Here is a 16,683-nt window from a genome sequence, read left to right as displayed (position 1 = left end):
CGCTCCGGTTCAGTCCTCGCCGTACCGCGGGTCGACCGTCTCCGGGGTCAGCCCGAGCAGCTCGGCGACCTGTTCGACGACGATCTCGTGGACCAGCGCGGCCCGCTCGTCGCGCCCCTTCGTGCGGATCTCCACCGGTCGCCGGTAGATGATCACCCGCGCGTGCCGCCCGTCGCGCGCGGGGATCGTGCCGCCCAGCGGGACCGCCTCATCGTTCCAGGCCCGCCCGGGGCCGTCGAGGCGCGGCACCTCGAGCACCAGGAAATCGATGTCGGCGAGCTGCGGCCACCGTCGTTCGAGACGCTCCACGGAGTCCTGCACCAGGTCGGCGAACGCCTCGGCACGGCTCGCCGCCAGCGGCACCTGCGGCGGCGCGATCGGGCCGCGCATGCCCCGGCCGTGACGATCACGACGGCGGGGGCCGGAGCCGGCGGCGGGGGGCGGTACGGGGTTGTCCATCACTGGTGAAGCGTAGTCCCCGCCCGAGCCGGGTGCTCCGCGCCCACGCGGCGCCCGGCCACCCCGCACGGCATGCCGGAAGTTGACCATTCCAGCCAAGGTTGGGCTCGATTCCGTATCTCTCCGAGACCGGCGATCTCAAGGCAATTGATGGGGTTTGTGTCGAGTGGTGACCGGAGGTGGAATCCCGCCGTTGATCAGAAAGCGGTATCTATGCAGGTCAGAAGGGTGTGTTCAGAGGGGCGTGTGGGGCGTTTCACAACACGACACGGTGGAGTGACCTGGTGGAGAGTCGTCGCGGCCCGCTCAAGAGTGCGGTACCGTCCAACGTCGTGAGCCCTGTACGTCGCTGTTCGCGAACCGCTTGCGGCCGACCCGCCGTTGCGACGCTGACGTACGTCTACGCCGACTCGACCGCGGTCCTCGGCCCGCTCGCCACCTACGCCGAACCCCACTGTTACGACCTGTGCGCCGAGCACTCCGAGCGCCTCACCGCACCCCGCGGCTGGGAGGTCGTACGACTCCTGGACGGCTCGGCCCCGGCGCGGCCCAGCGGCGACGATCTGGAAGCGCTTGCCAACGCCGTGCGCGAGGCGGCCCGGCCGCAGGAGCGTGCCGCGCAGGCTGGCGGCGGCGGTCGCGGGGCCGACCCGATGGAGGTCGCCCGGCGGGGGCATCTGCGGGTGCTGCGTTCTCCCGACAGCTGACGGTTCTCCGACAGCTGACGCCGACCGGATTCGGCCGCATTCTCTGTGCGTGTCCCGTGGACGTTCCCTGTGCCTGTTCCGTGGATGTTCCCTGTGCGTTTCGCTGAGTGACGCACGCCCATTGACGCGAAGTTGTTGCGGACACGACCATTCCGGAAGCCCGTGAGAAATCGCTTTCGCATAGCGGAATCCGGGAGGCGCCCGTGTATGTCCAGGAACTGGAACCCGTCGCCGACTCGCTCGGTCTGTCCGCCCTCGTGGCGGCCCTGCCCCTTGTGATCGTCCTCGTCCTGCTCGGCGGCGTCCGGATGAAGGCGCATCTGGCCGGCCTCACGGGCCTCGTGGCGGCCGCGCTGGTCGCCTGGCTCGCGTACGGCATGCCGCTGGACCAGACGGTCTCCAGCGCGGCCCAGGGAGCCGTCTTCGGGCTCTTCCCCATCCTCTGGATCGTTGTCAACGCCCTGTGGGTATACCGGATGACCGTCCGCACCCGCCATTTCGACATCCTGCGGCGGTCGTTCGGGCGGCTCTCCGACGATCCGCGCATCCAGGCGCTGGTCGTGGCCTTCTGCTTCGGTGCCCTGCTGGAGGCGCTCGCCGGGTTCGGCGCGCCCGTCGCCATCTGCTCGGTCATGCTCGTCGCGCTCGGCTTCGAGCCGGTGCGCGCGGCCGTCGTCGCGCTGGTCGCCAACACCGCACCCGTGGCCTTCGGCGCGATGGGCACACCGGTCGTGACACTCGCTCAAGTCACCGGTCTGCCGCTGGACTCGGTGGCTTCCGTGGTGGGGCGTCAGACGCCGCTGCTGGCGCTCGTCGTGCCGCTCGTGCTGGTGTTCCTGGTGGACGGACGGCGCGGGCTTCGGGAGACCTGGGTGCCCGCCCTGGTGTGCGGAATCGCCTTCGCAGTCGGCCAGTTCGTCGCCTCCAACTACGTCTCCGCACAACTCGCCGACATCGGCGCCGCCTTGCTCGGCGCGGGAGCCCTGGTCGCCGTACCGCACGCGCGCGTGCCCGCCGCCGAGTCCGTACGCACCTCCGTGCTGACCGGGGTGCGCAGCGAGGACTTGGACGTGGAGGATCCGCGGCCCGAAGTCGTCCGTGCCTACGCCCCCTACGCGCTGATCGTCGCCATCTTCTCCGTCGCCCAGATCCCGGCGGTCAAGGACTGGCTGGCCGAGGCGACACAGACGTACGACTGGCCCTTCCTGAACGTCGCGGGACCGGACGGCGAGCCGGTCGGCGGCAACGTCTTCACCTGGCCGATCGTCTCCACCGGCGGGACACTCGTGCTGCTGGCCGGTGTGTGCAGCGCGGTCGTTCTCGGGGTGCACGCGCGCGTGGCGGTCAAGGAGTGGGCGGCCACTGTGCACGAACTGCGGTTCGCGATCCTGACCGTGACGTCCGTGCTGGCGCTCGCCTACGTCATGAACCTCTCCGGACAGGCTGCCACCATCGGGCACTTCGTGGCGGCCGCCGGCGCGGGGCTGGCCTTCCTGTCCCCGGTCCTCGGCTGGTTCGGCGTGGCCGTCTCCGGCTCGGACACCTCGGCCAACGCGCTCTTCGGGGCGCTGCAGGTGACCGCCGCCCGCGAGTCCGGCCTGTCGCCCGAACTCCTGGCCGCCGCCAACAGTTCGGGCGGTGTCCTCGGCAAGATGATCTCGCCGCAGAACCTCACCATCGCCTGCGCGGCCGTCGGACTCGCGGGCCGCGAAGGGGACATACTGCGCAAGGTGCTGCCCTGGAGTGTGGGGCTGCTGATGGTGATGTGCCTGATCGTGGTCGGTCAGAGTTCACCGGTGCTGGACTGGATGCTCCCCTGACCTCAGGTTACGGCTGGGAGTCCACCTGGCCTCCGCACAGCGCATTGTCAGCGGGTACGGGTAGCTTGTGGTGACCGATAGGACTTTCAGGAGGGTTGGCCGTGTCTGCTGATCTGTCGCAGCTCGTGAAGGCGTACGACGTACGCGGGGTGGTCCCGGACCAATGGGACGAATCGCTGGCCGAGCTGTTCGGGGCCGCCTTCGTCCAGGTGACCGGGGCGAGCGCGATCGTGACCGGGCACGACATGCGGCCCTCGTCGCCGGGGCTGTCGCACGCCTTCGCGCGCGGGGCGGCGGCGCGCGGTGCCGACGTGACCGAGATCGGCCTGTGCTCGACCGACCAGCTGTACTACGCGTCCGGCGCGTTCGACCTGCCGGGCGCCATGTTCACGGCCTCGCACAACCCGGCCCAGTACAACGGCATCAAGATGTGCCGGGCGGGCGCGGCCCCCGTCGGCCAGGACACCGGCCTCGGCGAGATCCGCGCGCTGGTCGAGGGCTGGATGGACTCCGGCGCCGGCCCGGAACCGACGGCCACGACGGGGACGATCACGCAGCGGGACACGTTGGAGGACTACGCGGCTCACCTCCGCTCCCTTGTCGACCTGACCTCCATCCGCCCGCTGAAGGTCGTCGTCGACGCGGGCAACGGCATGGGCGGCCACACCGTGCCCACGGTCTTCGCCGGCTTGCCCCTGACCCTGGTGCCGATGTACTTCGAGCTGGACGGCACATTCCCCAACCACGAGGCGAACCCGCTGGACCCGGCGAACATCGTCGACCTCCAGAAGCGCGTCCGTGACGAGTCCGCCGACCTCGGCATCGCCTTCGACGGCGACGCCGACCGCTGCTTCGTCGTCGACGAGCACGGCGACCCGGTCTCCCCCTCCGCCATCACCGCCCTCGTCGCCTCCCGCGAGCTGGCCAAGCACGGCGGCAAGGGCACGATCATCCACAACCTGATCACCTCCTGGTCGGTCCCGGAGGTCGTCAAGGAGAACGGCGGCACGCCCGTCCGCACCCGCGTGGGCCACTCCTTCATCAAGGCCGAAATGGCCAAGTCCGGCGCGATCTTCGGCGGCGAGCACTCCGCGCACTACTACTTCGCCGACTTCTGGAACGCCGACACGGGCATGCTCGCCGCCCTCCACGTCCTGGCCGCCCTTGGCGGCCAGGACGGCACCCTCTCCGCCCTCGTCGCCCAATACGACCGCTACGTCGGCTCCGGCGAGATCAACTCCACCGTCGACGACCAAACCGCCCGCCTCGCCGCGATCCGCTCCGCCTACGAGGACCGCGAAGGCGTAACCCTCGACCACCTCGACGGCCTCACGATCACCGCCGCCGACTGGTGGTTCAACGTCCGCCCCTCCAACACGGAACCACTCCTCCGCCTGAACGCAGAGGCCCGCGACGAGGCAACGATGACGAAGGTCCGGGACGAGGTGTTGGAGATCATCAGGGGCTGACCCTGACGCCGGGGGACGGCTCTCGGTACGGGTCGACGCCATCTGGAGCCGCTCGCTTCTCGGACGCTGGTCGGCACAACTCAGCCCTTCGGCGTAGGTCGGCGTAGGAGGACCAGACTGTGTCAGCGACACCCAGTCCGCCCCGCGCGCGAGGACGAGACGGTCTCAGCCACACCCACTCCCGTCGGCGCACGACGAGACCGTCACAGCCACCCCCAGCCCGTCCGACGTTTCAGGACGAGGCCGCAGGCCGACGGGTTCCAGGGGCGCAGCCCCGCCGGGGTCTAGGGGCGGAGCCCCGGTGGGGTCCAACGGCGCACCTCTGCGGGGTTCCAGGGGCGCAGCCCCGCCGGGGTCCAGGGGCGGAGCCCCGGTGGGGCCCAGGGGGACGAAGCCCGGCCGGGGTCCAGGGGCGGAGCCCCGGTGGGGTGCGGGGGCGCAGCCCCGGTGGGGTCCAGGGGGGCGAAGCCGGGCCGGGGTCCAGGGGCGGAGCCCCGGTGGGGTGCAGGGGCGGAGCCCCGCGGGGGGTTGAGGGGGCGGAGCCTCCTGGCGGGGTCGAAGGGGCGGAGCCCCTTCAGGATGGGACGGGTAGGGGCGGCGGGGGCGAAACCCGCCAACGGTCACACCAACGCCGCTCACCCCGAACCCCCACCCCGTCCAACCCCCACCCCGTCCAACCCTCACACCCACCCCCTCCAGCGGTACCCTGACCAGGCACATCCACCCACACAGCCGTAGCCCCCGCCCCCGAAGGGACCCCCCATGCCGCTCGAATCCGGCCTCCTGGAGATCCTCGCCTGCCCGGCCTGCCACGCCCCCCTCAAGGAGCAGGACACGGAGCTGATCTGCACAGGCCAGGACTGCGGCCTGGCATACCCCGTCCGCGACGGCATCCCCGTCCTCCTCGTCGACGAGGCTCGCCACCCCGCGTAACCACCCGGCGATCGGAGTCTGCCGCCCATGCTCGACGAATCGCTGCTCGACGCCCCCGAGGCCCTCTCGGAGGCCGACCAACGCGGCCTGCTCCGCGGCGCCGCAGAGGCCGGCGCCCGAGTCCGCACCGCGGCCCGGCACGCCGCCGAATCCGGCGTCCACGACCTCAAACCGGACGGCCGCCCCCGCGCCGTCCTCATCGCGGGCCCCGGCGCCGCCGCCATCTGCGTAGCCGACCTCCTCGGCACCCTCGCAGGCGCAGGCAGCCCGGTGACCCGCCTCGCCCCCTCCGGCGTCGCCCCCGCCGCAGGCGCCCTGCGCTGGGAACTCCCCGGCTGGGCCGGCTCGGTGGACCTCCTGCTCATCGCCACCCCGGACGGCACCGAACCCGGCCTCTCCCTCCTCGCCGACCAGGCCTACCGCCGCGGCTGCACGGTCGCCGCCGTAGCCCCGCCCAGCACCCCGCTCGCCGAGGCGGTGGACGGCGCCCACGGCCTCTTCGTACCGCTCGCGACCGCCCCGTACGAGCAGGACGAATCCCTCGCCGCCGCGTCCGCGCCCGGCGTCCTGTGGGCGCTGCTGACCCCGCTGCTCGCCCTCCTCGACCGCACCGGCCTGCTCACCGCTCCGCCGGACGCCATCGAGAAGGTCGCCGACCGACTCGATCACATCGCCGAACGCTGCGGGCCGGCCATCGCGACGTACAGCAACCCCGCCAAGACCCTCGCGGCCGAACTCGCCGACGCCCTCCCGCTGGTCTGGACCGAGGGCACCTCTGCAGGACCGGCCGGCCGCAGGTTCGCCGCGGCCCTCGCCGAACTCTCCGGCACACCGGCCGTCGTCGCCGAACTCCCCGAGGCACTCGCCGCGCACAGCGCCCTGCTCGCAGGCCCGCTCGCCGCCAGCGCCGACCCCGACGACTTCTTCCGCGACCGCGTCGAGGAGCCACCCGCGATGCACGCGCGCGTGGTGCTGCTCCGCGACCGCCCGATCGAGGGCCTCACCGCCGCGCCCGCAGCCCGTGACCTGGCCCTCAGCCACGACACGCCGATCAGCGAACTGGAGCCGGAACCCGGTGGCGAACTGGAGACCCTCGCCGAACTGATCGCCATCACCGATTTCGCCGCCGTTTACCTGGCGCTCGCTTCGAGGGCCTGATCTGACCCAGGACCCCCTGACCGCCGTACACGCGACAAGACGAAAGCCGCACGCACGGCGAACCAGAGTCGAACGCATCGAACGCATCGAACGCATTGAGCACATCGAGCGCATTGAACGCGTCGAACGCAGAGAGAGCAGACAGAGAGCCGAATGGACCGCCTCGACAACACCATCCGCCCCTACGCCTGGGGTTCCACCACCGCGATCCCGCAGCTGCTCGGCGTCGAGCCGACCGGTGAACCGCAGGCGGAGATGTGGATGGGAGCCCACCCGGGCGCACCCTCGCGCACCGACCGCGGCACGCTCGTCGAGGTCATCGCCGACAACCCGGAACGCGAACTCGGCGCCGCGGCCGTGGCCAAGTTCGGCCCCGGCCTGCCCTTCCTGCTCAAGATCCTCGCCGCCGGCGCCCCCCTCTCCCTCCAGGTGCACCCCAACCTGGAGCAGGCGAAGGAGGGTTACGAGGACGAGGAGCGCCGGGGCATCCCCGTGGACGCCCCGCACCGCAACTACAAGGACGCCAACCACAAGCCCGAACTCATCTGCGCGCTCACCGAGTTCGACGGCCTGTGCGGCTTCCGCGACCCGGCCCAGGCCGCCGACCTGCTCGCCGGCCTCGGCGTCGACTCCCTCAAGCCGTACGTCGACCTGCTGCGCGCCCACCCCGAGGAAGCGGCGCTGCGCGAGGTCCTGACGGCCGTTCTGAGCGCCGACCGCGAGGAGATGGCCCACACCGTCACCGCGGCCGCCGCGGCCTGCGCCCGCCTCGGCGGCGAGTACGCCCCCTACGCGGACATCGCCCACCACTACCCGGGCGACCCCGGCGTCATCGCCGCGATGCTCCTCAACCACGTCCGCCTGCAGCCCGGCGAGGCCCTCTACCTCGGCGCCGGCATCCCGCACGCCTACCTCAACGGCCTCGGCGTCGAGATCATGGCCAACTCCGACAACGTTCTGCGCTGCGGCCTGACCCCCAAGCACGTCGACGTCCCCGAACTCCTGCGCATCGTCCGCTTCGAGCCCAGCGACCCCGGCGTGCTGCGCCCGGAGGCGTCCCCGGACGGCGAGGAGGTCTACGAGACCCCGATCGACGAGTTCCGGCTCTCCCGGTACGTCCTCCCCGAGGGCGGCGCCGCCCACGACCTCACCCGCGAGACCCCGCAGATCCTCCTCTGCACGGCCGGTTCCGTACGGGCCGGCGAGCACGAACTGAACCCCGGTCGGTCGGTCTTCGTCCCGGCCGGCGAAAAAGCCGAAGTATCCGGTTCTGGAACGCTCTTCCGGGCCACCGTCATCGCCTGAACGTCAAGGAGTTGCGGGCTCGCGCACCGTTGTCGGAGCGGGCTGCAACAATGGCCCACTGGCAAAGACCGGGCAAAGGGTCTGGACGGCGTACGTACGAAGGGACAACGCGAATACATGAGCGCGTCAGGCGGCACCAAGGCGATCGTGGCGGCACTCGTCGCCAACCTCGCGATCGCGGTAGCGAAATTCGTGGCGTTCCTCTTCAGCGGCTCGTCGTCGATGCTCGCCGAGTCGGTGCACTCCCTCGCCGACTCCGGTAACCAGGGCCTGCTCCTCGTCGGCGGCAAGAGGGCCCAGCGCGAGGCGACCCCCCAGCACCCCTTCGGGTACGGCCGCGAGCGTTACATCTACGCCTTCCTCGTCTCGATCATCCTGTTCTCGGTCGGCGGCATGTTCGCCCTCTACGAGGGCTACGAGAAGATCAAGCACCCGCACGAGATCGAGCACTGGTACTGGCCGATCGGCGTCCTCGTGTTCGCGATCATCGCCGAGACCTTCTCCTTCCGGACGGCCATCAAGGAGTCCAACCTCCTGCGCGGGAAGAAGTCCTGGTCGGAGTTCGTCCGTCACGCCAAGGCGCCCGAGCTGCCCGTCGTCCTCCTCGAGGACCTCGGCGCACTGGTCGGTCTGATCCTCGCCCTCGGCGGCGTCAGCCTGGCGCTGGCCACCGGCGACGGCGTCTGGGACGGCATCGGCACGCTCTGCATCGGCGTGCTCCTCATCCTGATCGCCATCGTGCTGGCCGTCGAGACCAAGTCGCTGCTGCTCGGCGAGGCCGCCGGCCTCGAAGACGTCCAGAAGATCGAGGCCGCGATCGTCGACGGCGACACCGTCACCCGCATCATCCACATGCGCACGCTCCACCTCGGCCCCGAGGAGCTGCTCGTCGCCGCCAAGATCGCCGTCCAGCACGACGACACGGCCACCGAGATCGCCTCCGCCATCGACGCCGCCGAGTCCCGCATCCGCGACGCCGTCCCGATCGCCCGCGTGATCTACCTCGAGCCCGACATCTACAGCGAGACCGAGGCCGCAAAGGGCGCCGACCGCGAGGCAACGCCGGGAGGCCCGGCACCCGACCCCGCCGAGCACTGATACGACGCCGTACGACCGCGTTATCAGCGCGACGATGTGCTGAAGACCGTGTGCTACGACGATGTGCTCACGACGATGATGTGCTTACGACGATGGGGCCCGCCGAGCGTTCCGGCGGGCCCCATCGGCTGCTGTGTCGGCTACCGGCTACTGGATCTCGCTCAGTACGCCGAGCACCGCCGCGTCGTCCGGCGCCGCCATGAGCCGCTCCCGGAACCCGGTGTCCATCAACTTCCGCGACAACAGCGCCAGTATCCGCAGATGCTCGTCACCCGCGGCGGCTTCCGGTACGGCGATCATGAACACCAGCCTCGCCTTCGTACCGTCCATCGAGCCCCATTCGACACCCTCGGCGGACCGCGCGAACCCGACGACCGGCGCGGTCACCGCGTCCGTCTTGGCATGCGGTATCGCGATCTCCTCACCGAGCCCCGTGGTGCCCTGCGCCTCACGCCGCAACGCCGTCGCCACCAACTCGTCGACGTCCGCCACCTTGCCCGTCCGCGCCAGCAGGCCCGCCATCTCGCGGATCGCCGCCTCCTTGTCGGAGGCCTCGAGCCGAACCTTCACGGTCTGCGCGGTGAGGTGACCGGAGAGGGCTTCGGGGGTGGCTGATTCGGCGGTGGAGCTCGGGCTCGCGGTGTCCATGGCAGAGTCCGGCTCCGCAGATTCCGACGGTACGGCTCCGGCGGCGCCCTTCGTCGCTACGGCGCCCTGCGCTCCTACGGCGCCCTGCGCTCCTACGGTGCCCTGCGCTCCTACGGCGCTCGTGGCGGCCCGCGCTCCCACGCCCGCCCCGACCAGCGAGGGCTCGGGCCCGCTCAGGCCCACACCGCCGACCGGCGTGCCCCGCCTCCGCTCGGTGATGTCGACGAGGGCGACCGTCGTCAGCGCGGTGACGACAGAGCCGATCGCAACGGCCACGAAGAACATCGGCACGCCGCTCACCGCGCCCAGCACGGCCACGATGGGCCCACCGTGCGGCACCGCGTCCTCGACGCCGGCGAGCCCGGCGATCGCACCGGCGACGGCGCCGCCGAGCATATTGGCCGGGATGACCTGCGCCGGCCGCGCCGCCGCGAACGGGATCGCGCCCTCGGAGATGCCGAAACAGCCCATGAACAGCGAGGCCAGACCCGTCTCCCGTTCCTGCTCGGTGTAGAGGCGCTTACGGATCAGCGTGGCGAGGCCCTGCCCCAGCGGCATGACCGGGATCGCGGCGGCACACATGCCCATGACCGTCTGATTGCCGGTCGCGATGAGCCCGGCGCCGAACAGGAACGCCGTCTTGTTGACCGGCCCACCCATGTCGAACGCGATCATGAGACCGAGAATCGCCCCGAGCAGAATCGCGCTCGTGCCCGTCATCCCGCTGAGCCAGCTGGTCAGATGCTCGAAGACCCAGGAGATCGGCTTGCCGATGACGTAGATGAAGAACAGCCCGAGCGCCGAGGTCGCCACGATCGGGATCACGATGATCGGCATGATCGGCTGCACGAACTTCGGGACCTTGACCTTCTTGATCCACAGGACCAGATACCCGGCCAGGAACCCCGTCACGATCGCCCCGATGAACCCGGCGCCCGCCTTCGAGTCGTACAACTCACCGGTGTTCGCGATCCAGCCACCGATCATGCCCGGCACCAGCGCGGGCCGGTCGCCTATCGCATAGGCGATATAGCCGGACAGGATCGGCACCATCAGCGTGAAGCCGATGACGCCGATGTTGTTCACGTCCATCCAGAAGGAGTCCTCCGGGATGACCAGGCCGTCCGGCGTGGTGTTCCCGCCGATCGCGAGCGAGACCGCGATCAGCAGCCCGCCGACGACCACGAACGGAATCATGTAACTGACCCCGTTCATCAGCGCCTTGTACGTAATGCCGCGTTCCTTGCCGCCGGTGGCGCGGGCGGCCGTGGGGGAGCCACCCTCCATGTGTACGGGCGCCGACCGCACCCGCTCGATCAGCTGCTCGGGGTGGCGAATGCCCTCCGCGACCCCGACGGTCAGGATCCGCTTGCCTGCGAATCGGCTCAGGTCCACATCCTTGTCCGCGGCGATGATGATGCCGTCAGCGGATGTGACATCGTTGTCATCCAGGACGTTTTCGGCCCCGATGGATCCCTGCGTCTCCACCTTCATGTCGATGCCTCGGCTCGCGGCGGCCTGCGCGAGCTTCTCCGCTGCCATGTACGTATGGGCGATGCCGGTCGGGCACGCGGTCACCGCGAGCAACTTCAACCTCTTGCGCTCGCCACCGCCGTTGCCCGTGGGGGGAGGGCCGGCCGGACTGGTCACGTCGATCTCCTAACGCCTTTGTCACGCGAGAACGCCGTCCCGGACGTCCCGCAGGATCGATCAGATGTCCCGATCTCCTCGCATCCTGCAACACCTCTCTCCCAGCTCAAAGAGGCAAGAGTCCCTGAAAGTCCTGGTCTGTCGACGCCTGTCCATCCGATTGCGGGTGTCCTGTTATCGCTGTCACAACCGCCCGCCGCTCGACAGGCCAGGCAGCGGGTGGGCCCTCCCCGGGGCCGTGATCGGCCTGATCTATTCGGAGGTGGACTGGGGACGGCCCGCTCTGCCGGTGTAGCTTGGGACGGAGCCAGACGTCGCTGCTGATGGCGGTCGGGCGGTCCCACCGCGGACCGACCGAGGGAGAGAGGGCCTCCGACGGACTGCGCTGCGTGTACGCGGGCATACCTGTGTCCTCTTCGGGCACCCCTGTGTCCGCCGCCGCGCAGATCAGCCGTATCCACCTCGCCCCAACCTCCGAGGAGCAGCTCGTATGACGACTGTCGAAAACCGACAGGACTTCAAGGTCGCCGACCTCTCCCTGGCCGAGTTCGGCCGCAAGGAGATCACCCTCGCCGAGCACGAGATGCCCGGCCTGATGGCGATCCGCAGGGAGTTCGCCGCCACTCAGCCGCTGGCCGGCGCCCGAATCATGGGCTCGCTGCACATGACCGTGCAGACCGCGGTCCTGATCGAGACCCTGGTCGCCCTGGGCGCCGAGGTCCGCTGGGTGTCCTGCAACATCTTCTCCACCCAGGACCACGCGGCCGCCGCCGTCGCCGTCGGCCCGAACGGCACGCCCGACAACCCCCAGGGCATCCCGGTCTTCGCCTGGAAGGGCGAGACCCTGGAGGAGTACTGGTGGTGCACGGAGCAGGCGCTGACCTGGCCGAACACCCCCACCGGCGGCCCGAACATGATCCTGGACGACGGTGGCGACGCCACCCTCCTCGTCCACAAGGGCGTCGAGTACGAGAAGGCCGGCAAGGTCCCGTCGGTCGACACCGCCGAGAACGACGAGCACCGCGTCATCCTCGAGCTCCTGCACCGCACCATCTCGGACGGCTCGCAGAAGTGGACCCAGCTCGCCTCGGAGATCCGCGGCGTGACCGAGGAGACCACGACCGGCGTCCACCGCCTGTACGAGATGCACCGCGACGGCACCCTCCTGTTCCCGGCGATCAACGTCAACGACGCCGTCACCAAGTCGAAGTTCGACAACAAGTACGGCTGCCGCCACTCCCTGATCGACGGCATCAACCGCGCCACCGACGTCCTCATCGGCGGCAAGACCGCCGTGGTCTTCGGCTACGGCGACGTGGGCAAGGGCTGCGCGGAGTCCCTGCGCGGCCAGGGCGCCCGCGTGATCATCACCGAGATCGACCCGATCTGCGCGCTGCAGGCGGCGATGGACGGCTACCAGGTCACGACCCTCGACGAGGTCGTCGAGACGGCCGACATCTTCATCACCACGACCGGCAACAAGGACATCATCATGGCCTCGGACATGGCCAAGATGAAGCACCAGGCGATCGTGGGCAACATCGGCCACTTCGACAACGAGATCGACATGGCCGGCCTCGCCAAGATCCCCGGCATCGTCAAGGACGAGGTCAAGCCGCAGGTTCACACCTGGACGTTCCCCGACGGCAAGGTGCTCATCGTCCTCTCCGAGGGCCGCCTGCTGAACCTGGGCAACGCCACCGGACACCCGTCGTTCGTGATGTCCAACTCCTTCGCGGACCAGACCCTGGCCCAGATCGAGCTGTTCACCAAGCCCGACGCGTACCCGACCGACGTGTACGTGCTGCCCAAGCACCTCGACGAGAAGGTCGCCCGCCTCCACCTGGAAGCGCTCGGCGTCAAGCTGACCACGCTGCGCCCCGAGCAGGCCGCGTACATCGGCGTCGAGGTCGAGGGGCCGTACAAGCCGGACCACTACCGCTACTGAGCCCTCGGCTGCCGCTGTTGAGCCGTCGGCTGCTGTTGGGAGCCGTCGGCTCAGGCACTGAGTACCGCTGAGTACCGACCGCAGCCTGTGAGAGCGCGCCGGTGCGCTGACGCGCTCTCACCAGCAGGTCCTCCGAGGCAGGCCCCCGCACCCCCGTGCCGGGGGCCTGCCCCGTTGGCCGTTGCGGCCGGACCAGCCCGTCAAGACCCAGGACCCCCATGCCCCGCGGCCGTTATTCGCTCCACGATCCGCACGATCACACCCCCCTCGCAGACGAGCACTTCCACTGCGCCCCCGGCCCCTCCGGCTGGCGCTATGTCTCCCAACGGACCACCCCCGCGGGTGACCACAGCGGCTCCGTCGACCTCACCCTCGACGAACTCGGCCGCCCCATCCGCCTCGAACTCCACGCCGCGGGCTGGCAGGTCCGCGGCGCCGCGCTCGACGGCGTCACCTGGGTCCGTACGGACCCCACTGGGGCTCATGCCACGGAAGGCAACGTCCGCGCCCACGCCTTCACCGGCACTTCTCCCGCATTCCTCATCGCCACGACTCGTCTCCTGCGCCTCACCCCTTCCAGCTCAGCAACCCGCGTACGCCTCGTCGCCTTCACCGACCCCGTCCTCGCCCCGCGCACCGTGGACCAGTCCTGGGCCTTGCTGAAAAGAGAAGCACACGCCACTGACAACGGCCCTCTGACCGTGGACGAATACCAGGTCACAGCCCTGGACACGGGCGAACAGCACGCCGTGCACATCGCCGGCGACGTCGTGCTCGCCGCACCGGGCATGGAGTTGGAGGACCTTGACTCGCCGCCATCCGCGTTCGACTGAGCGCCGCGTTCACGCTGGGCGGTCGAGGGGCCAGGCTAGGCAGGCGGTACGAACCCAGTGGCGGGACGGTCGGCGGGCGACACCTCGGCAGCCTCGCGCCGGCCACTGACCGGAGCCTCGGGCTGAGGAGCAGGGACCGCGGACGGAACCGGCGGAGGCACAAACGCCCCCGGCACACCGGCCGCAGGCCCGCCACCGGCAGCGGGAGCACCCACAGCCTGACCGCCCACCACCGAACCGCCCGCGAAGGCGCGCCTCGCATCCCGTGCCTGGCGTTCCTGCACCACCGCCGCCAAATACGCGGCCGGCGGAACGCCCTGCGGCGCCGGGCTCCCCGTACGGGCCGCGAGGTCGGTGGCGAGCCGTTCCGCCATGGCCCAGCCGACCTGCGGATCCAGCTGCTGCATCCGCGTCAGATACTGGCGGATGGCAAGCCACAAACCATCCGGTACCGCCGACAGATCCAGCTCGGCGAACCGCCCAGCCAGCCAGGGCGGCGGCGGAGGAACGAAGGCCGTACGGGCCACAGGCACCCGTTCCCTCACGACCAGAGTCCCTGCGAACACGTCCCCGAGCCGCCGCCCGCGCGCCGACACGAGAGAGGCGATGCAGGCGATCACGCCGAATGTCATCAGAATCTCGATCACGCCGATTCCACCCCGTACCAGCGCATGCCGGAACCGGATCGGCCCGCCGTCGTCCCGCACCACACGCAGCCCGCACGCCATCTTGCCGAGCGACCGCCCATGGCTCAGCGTCTCGACCGCGATCGGTCCGCCCACCAGCACCAGTACGAATGTCGCGATCGACAGGGCGACCTGCGCCGCCTCGTCCAATGAGGCCGTGGAGACCACCAGACCGATGGTCACGACCAGGTAGACGATCATGGCCACCACCAGATCGAGCAGGACGGCCAGCGCCCTGCTGGGCAGCCTCGCGGGGCGCAACTCCAGCGCCACCGCCTCACCCGTCACAAGCTCACTCACGCCGCTGTCCTTCCCCTGACCTGCCCTGAGAACGGCCAGTCTGCCAAGCTGAGGGCGCATCGCGTCGCAGTACGACAAGCTGACACCACGACGAGCCGCCGACGAACAGCCCAGGAGCAGGCAAACCGATGGACCTCGACGTCTTCGTCACCGCCCACCGAGCCGAATGGGACCGCCTCGACGCCCTGCTCCGGCGCCAGCGCAGCCTCACCGGTGCCGAGGCCGACGAACTCGTTGCCCTCTACCAGCGCACCGCCACCCATCTCTCCCTGATCCAGTCCAGCGCCCCCGACCCGCAATTGACCGGTCGGCTCAGTCAACTCGTGGCACGCGCGCGTAGCGCCGTGACGGGAACCCGACGCGCCTCCTGGCGCGACGTCACCCGCTTCCTCACGCACGGATTCCCCGCCGCGGTCTACAAGTCGCGCCACTGGTGGATACCCACCGCGCTTCTGTCGACCCTTGTCGCGGCACTGCTGGGCTGGTGGATAGGCACTCACCCAGAAGTGCAGTCCTCCATAGCGGCCCCCGATGAGCTGCGCGAGCTCACCCGCCCCGGAGGCCAGTACGAGGCCTACTACTCGAGCCACCCCGCGGCCTCCTTCGCCGCCCAAGTGTGGACGAACAACGCCTGGGCGGCCGCCCTGTGCCTGATCCTCGGGGTCTTCCTGGGCCTCCCGGTCCTGTGGATCCTCTTCCAGAACATGCTCAACCTCGGCGTCGGCTTCGGCCTGATGTCCTCAGCCGGCCGGCTCGACACGTTCCTCGGTCTCGTCCTGCCGCACGGTCTGCTCGAGCTGACCGCGGTCTTCGTAGCCGCCGGCACCGGCCTGCGCCTCGGCTGGACCGTCATCGACCCCGGCCCACGCAGCCGACGCACGGCCCTCGCGGAAGAGGGCCGAGCCGCCGTGGGCATGGCCATCGGCCTCGCCCTGGTCCTCTTCATCTCCGGCGCCATCGAAGGCTTCGTGACCCCATCGGGCCTGCCTACATGGGCACGAATAAGCATCGGGGTCCTCGCTGAGCTCGTCTTCCTTGCCTACGTCTACGTCCTGGGCGGTCGCGCCGCCCGCACCGGGGAGACGGGCGACGTCGAGGCCGCTGAGCGCAGTGCCGTGGTTCCGACGGCTGCCTGATGTGCGGACATGTCTGCTGAGCTGCTAGTCTCTCCATCGCCCCACAAGAGCAGTTGACACGGAGGGCGTGGGGAGGTAGATTCAAACAGTTGCCTAGAGGGCAGGGTTTGCCCGGGGCGACAGTGAGCATCTGTCGGCTTCTTGTGATCTCACTTCCCGAGAAGCCCCCGATTATTCAGGACTGAGTGGCCTGTCAGGCCAGTCAAAAACTTCTGATAAAGTCGGACCCGCCGAAAGAGAGCCGGAAGGCAATCAAATAGGCAAGGCCACTCCAACGGCCACCGGAAACGAATTCCGACCGGAAACGGAACGGAAAAGCGATCTGGTAAGGTTGGAAACACCGAAGGGAAGCGCCCGGAGGAAAGCCGCGAGAGAGTGTCTCGGGTGAGTACGAAGGAAGCGTCCGTTCCTTGAGAACTCAACAGCGTGCCAAAAATCAACGCCAGATATGTTGATACCCCGTCCGCCGGAACATGGTTCTGGTGGTCGTGGTTCCTTTGAAGAAATACACAGCGAGGACGTTGTGAACGGTT

13 protein-coding genes are annotated in these 16,683 nt (G+C 69.7%); 10 read left to right on the top strand and 3 right to left on the bottom strand.

What is annotated here, in order from left to right; translation table 11 throughout:
- Positions 1-9 precede the first annotated feature (9 nt).
- The gene (locus KCH48_RS21685; protein ID WP_210576559.1) at positions 10-459 is read right to left on the bottom strand and encodes a metallopeptidase family protein; all 450 of its coding nucleotides are present in this window, start codon (positions 457-459) and stop codon (positions 10-12) included.
- 284 nt (positions 460-743) lie between these two features.
- Here KCH48_RS21685 and KCH48_RS21680 point away from each other — a divergent pair, with 284 nt between their 5' ends.
- From KCH48_RS21680 to KCH48_RS21650, 7 genes are all read left to right on the top strand, one after another.
- A complete protein-coding gene (locus tag KCH48_RS21680; protein ID WP_210576335.1) occupies positions 744-1,166 on the top strand; it encodes a DUF3499 domain-containing protein in 423 nt (140 codons plus the stop codon).
- A 203-nt stretch (positions 1,167-1,369) separates the two neighbouring features.
- Entirely contained in the window at positions 1,370-2,986 is a 1,617-nt protein-coding gene (locus KCH48_RS21675) for an L-lactate permease (RefSeq protein WP_210576334.1), read from the top strand.
- A 101-nt stretch (positions 2,987-3,087) separates the two neighbouring features.
- A complete protein-coding gene (locus KCH48_RS21670; protein WP_210576333.1) occupies positions 3,088-4,455 on the top strand; it encodes a phosphomannomutase/phosphoglucomutase in 1,368 nt (455 codons plus the stop codon).
- Positions 4,456-5,217: 762 nt separating this feature from the next.
- Positions 5,218-5,388 carry a Trm112 family protein gene (locus KCH48_RS21665; protein WP_210576332.1) on the top strand — a complete coding sequence of 57 codons (171 nt, stop codon included), beginning with the start codon at positions 5,218-5,220 and terminating at the stop codon, positions 5,386-5,388.
- Positions 5,389-5,415: 27 nt separating this feature from the next.
- Positions 5,416-6,546, top strand: coding sequence for an SIS domain-containing protein (locus tag KCH48_RS21660; protein ID WP_210576331.1), 1,131 nt, complete (start codon positions 5,416-5,418; stop codon positions 6,544-6,546).
- A 153-nt stretch (positions 6,547-6,699) separates the two neighbouring features.
- Complete coding sequence (manA, locus tag KCH48_RS21655; RefSeq protein ID WP_210576330.1) at positions 6,700-7,851, top strand: mannose-6-phosphate isomerase, class I; 1,152 nt, start codon at positions 6,700-6,702, stop codon at positions 7,849-7,851.
- Between the two features lie 117 nt (positions 7,852-7,968).
- Positions 7,969-8,949, top strand: coding sequence for a cation diffusion facilitator family transporter (locus KCH48_RS21650; RefSeq protein ID WP_210576329.1), 981 nt, complete (start codon positions 7,969-7,971; stop codon positions 8,947-8,949).
- A gap of 147 nt (positions 8,950-9,096) precedes the next feature.
- On the opposite strand, the gene KCH48_RS21645 is transcribed toward KCH48_RS21650, so the two are convergent.
- Entirely contained in the window at positions 9,097-11,247 is a 2,151-nt protein-coding gene (locus KCH48_RS21645) for a fructose-specific PTS transporter subunit EIIC (protein ID WP_210576328.1), read from the bottom strand.
- Positions 11,248-11,737: 490 nt separating this feature from the next.
- On the opposite strand from KCH48_RS21645, the gene ahcY reads away from it, so the two are divergent.
- Positions 11,738-13,195, top strand: a complete 1,458-nt coding sequence (ahcY, locus tag KCH48_RS21640) for an adenosylhomocysteinase (RefSeq protein WP_210576327.1) — start codon at positions 11,738-11,740, stop codon at positions 13,193-13,195.
- A gap of 218 nt (positions 13,196-13,413) precedes the next feature.
- A complete protein-coding gene (locus KCH48_RS21635; protein WP_210576326.1) occupies positions 13,414-14,028 on the top strand; it encodes a hypothetical protein in 615 nt (204 codons plus the stop codon).
- A 35-nt stretch (positions 14,029-14,063) separates the two neighbouring features.
- Here KCH48_RS21635 and KCH48_RS21630 read toward each other — a convergent pair whose 3' ends face one another.
- Entirely contained in the window at positions 14,064-15,014 is a 951-nt protein-coding gene (locus KCH48_RS21630) for an RDD family protein (RefSeq protein ID WP_210576325.1), read from the bottom strand.
- Positions 15,015-15,142: 128 nt separating this feature from the next.
- On the opposite strand from KCH48_RS21630, the gene KCH48_RS21625 reads away from it, so the two are divergent.
- Positions 15,143-16,150, top strand: coding sequence for a stage II sporulation protein M (locus KCH48_RS21625; protein ID WP_210576324.1), 1,008 nt, complete (start codon positions 15,143-15,145; stop codon positions 16,148-16,150).
- Positions 16,151-16,683: the final 533 nt, after the last annotated feature.

The organism is Streptomyces sp. GESEQ-4 (assembly GCF_017948455.1).
Lineage (GTDB): Bacteria > Actinomycetota > Actinomycetes > Streptomycetales > Streptomycetaceae > Streptomyces.
This window is presented reverse-complemented; position numbering and strand designations above follow the sequence as displayed.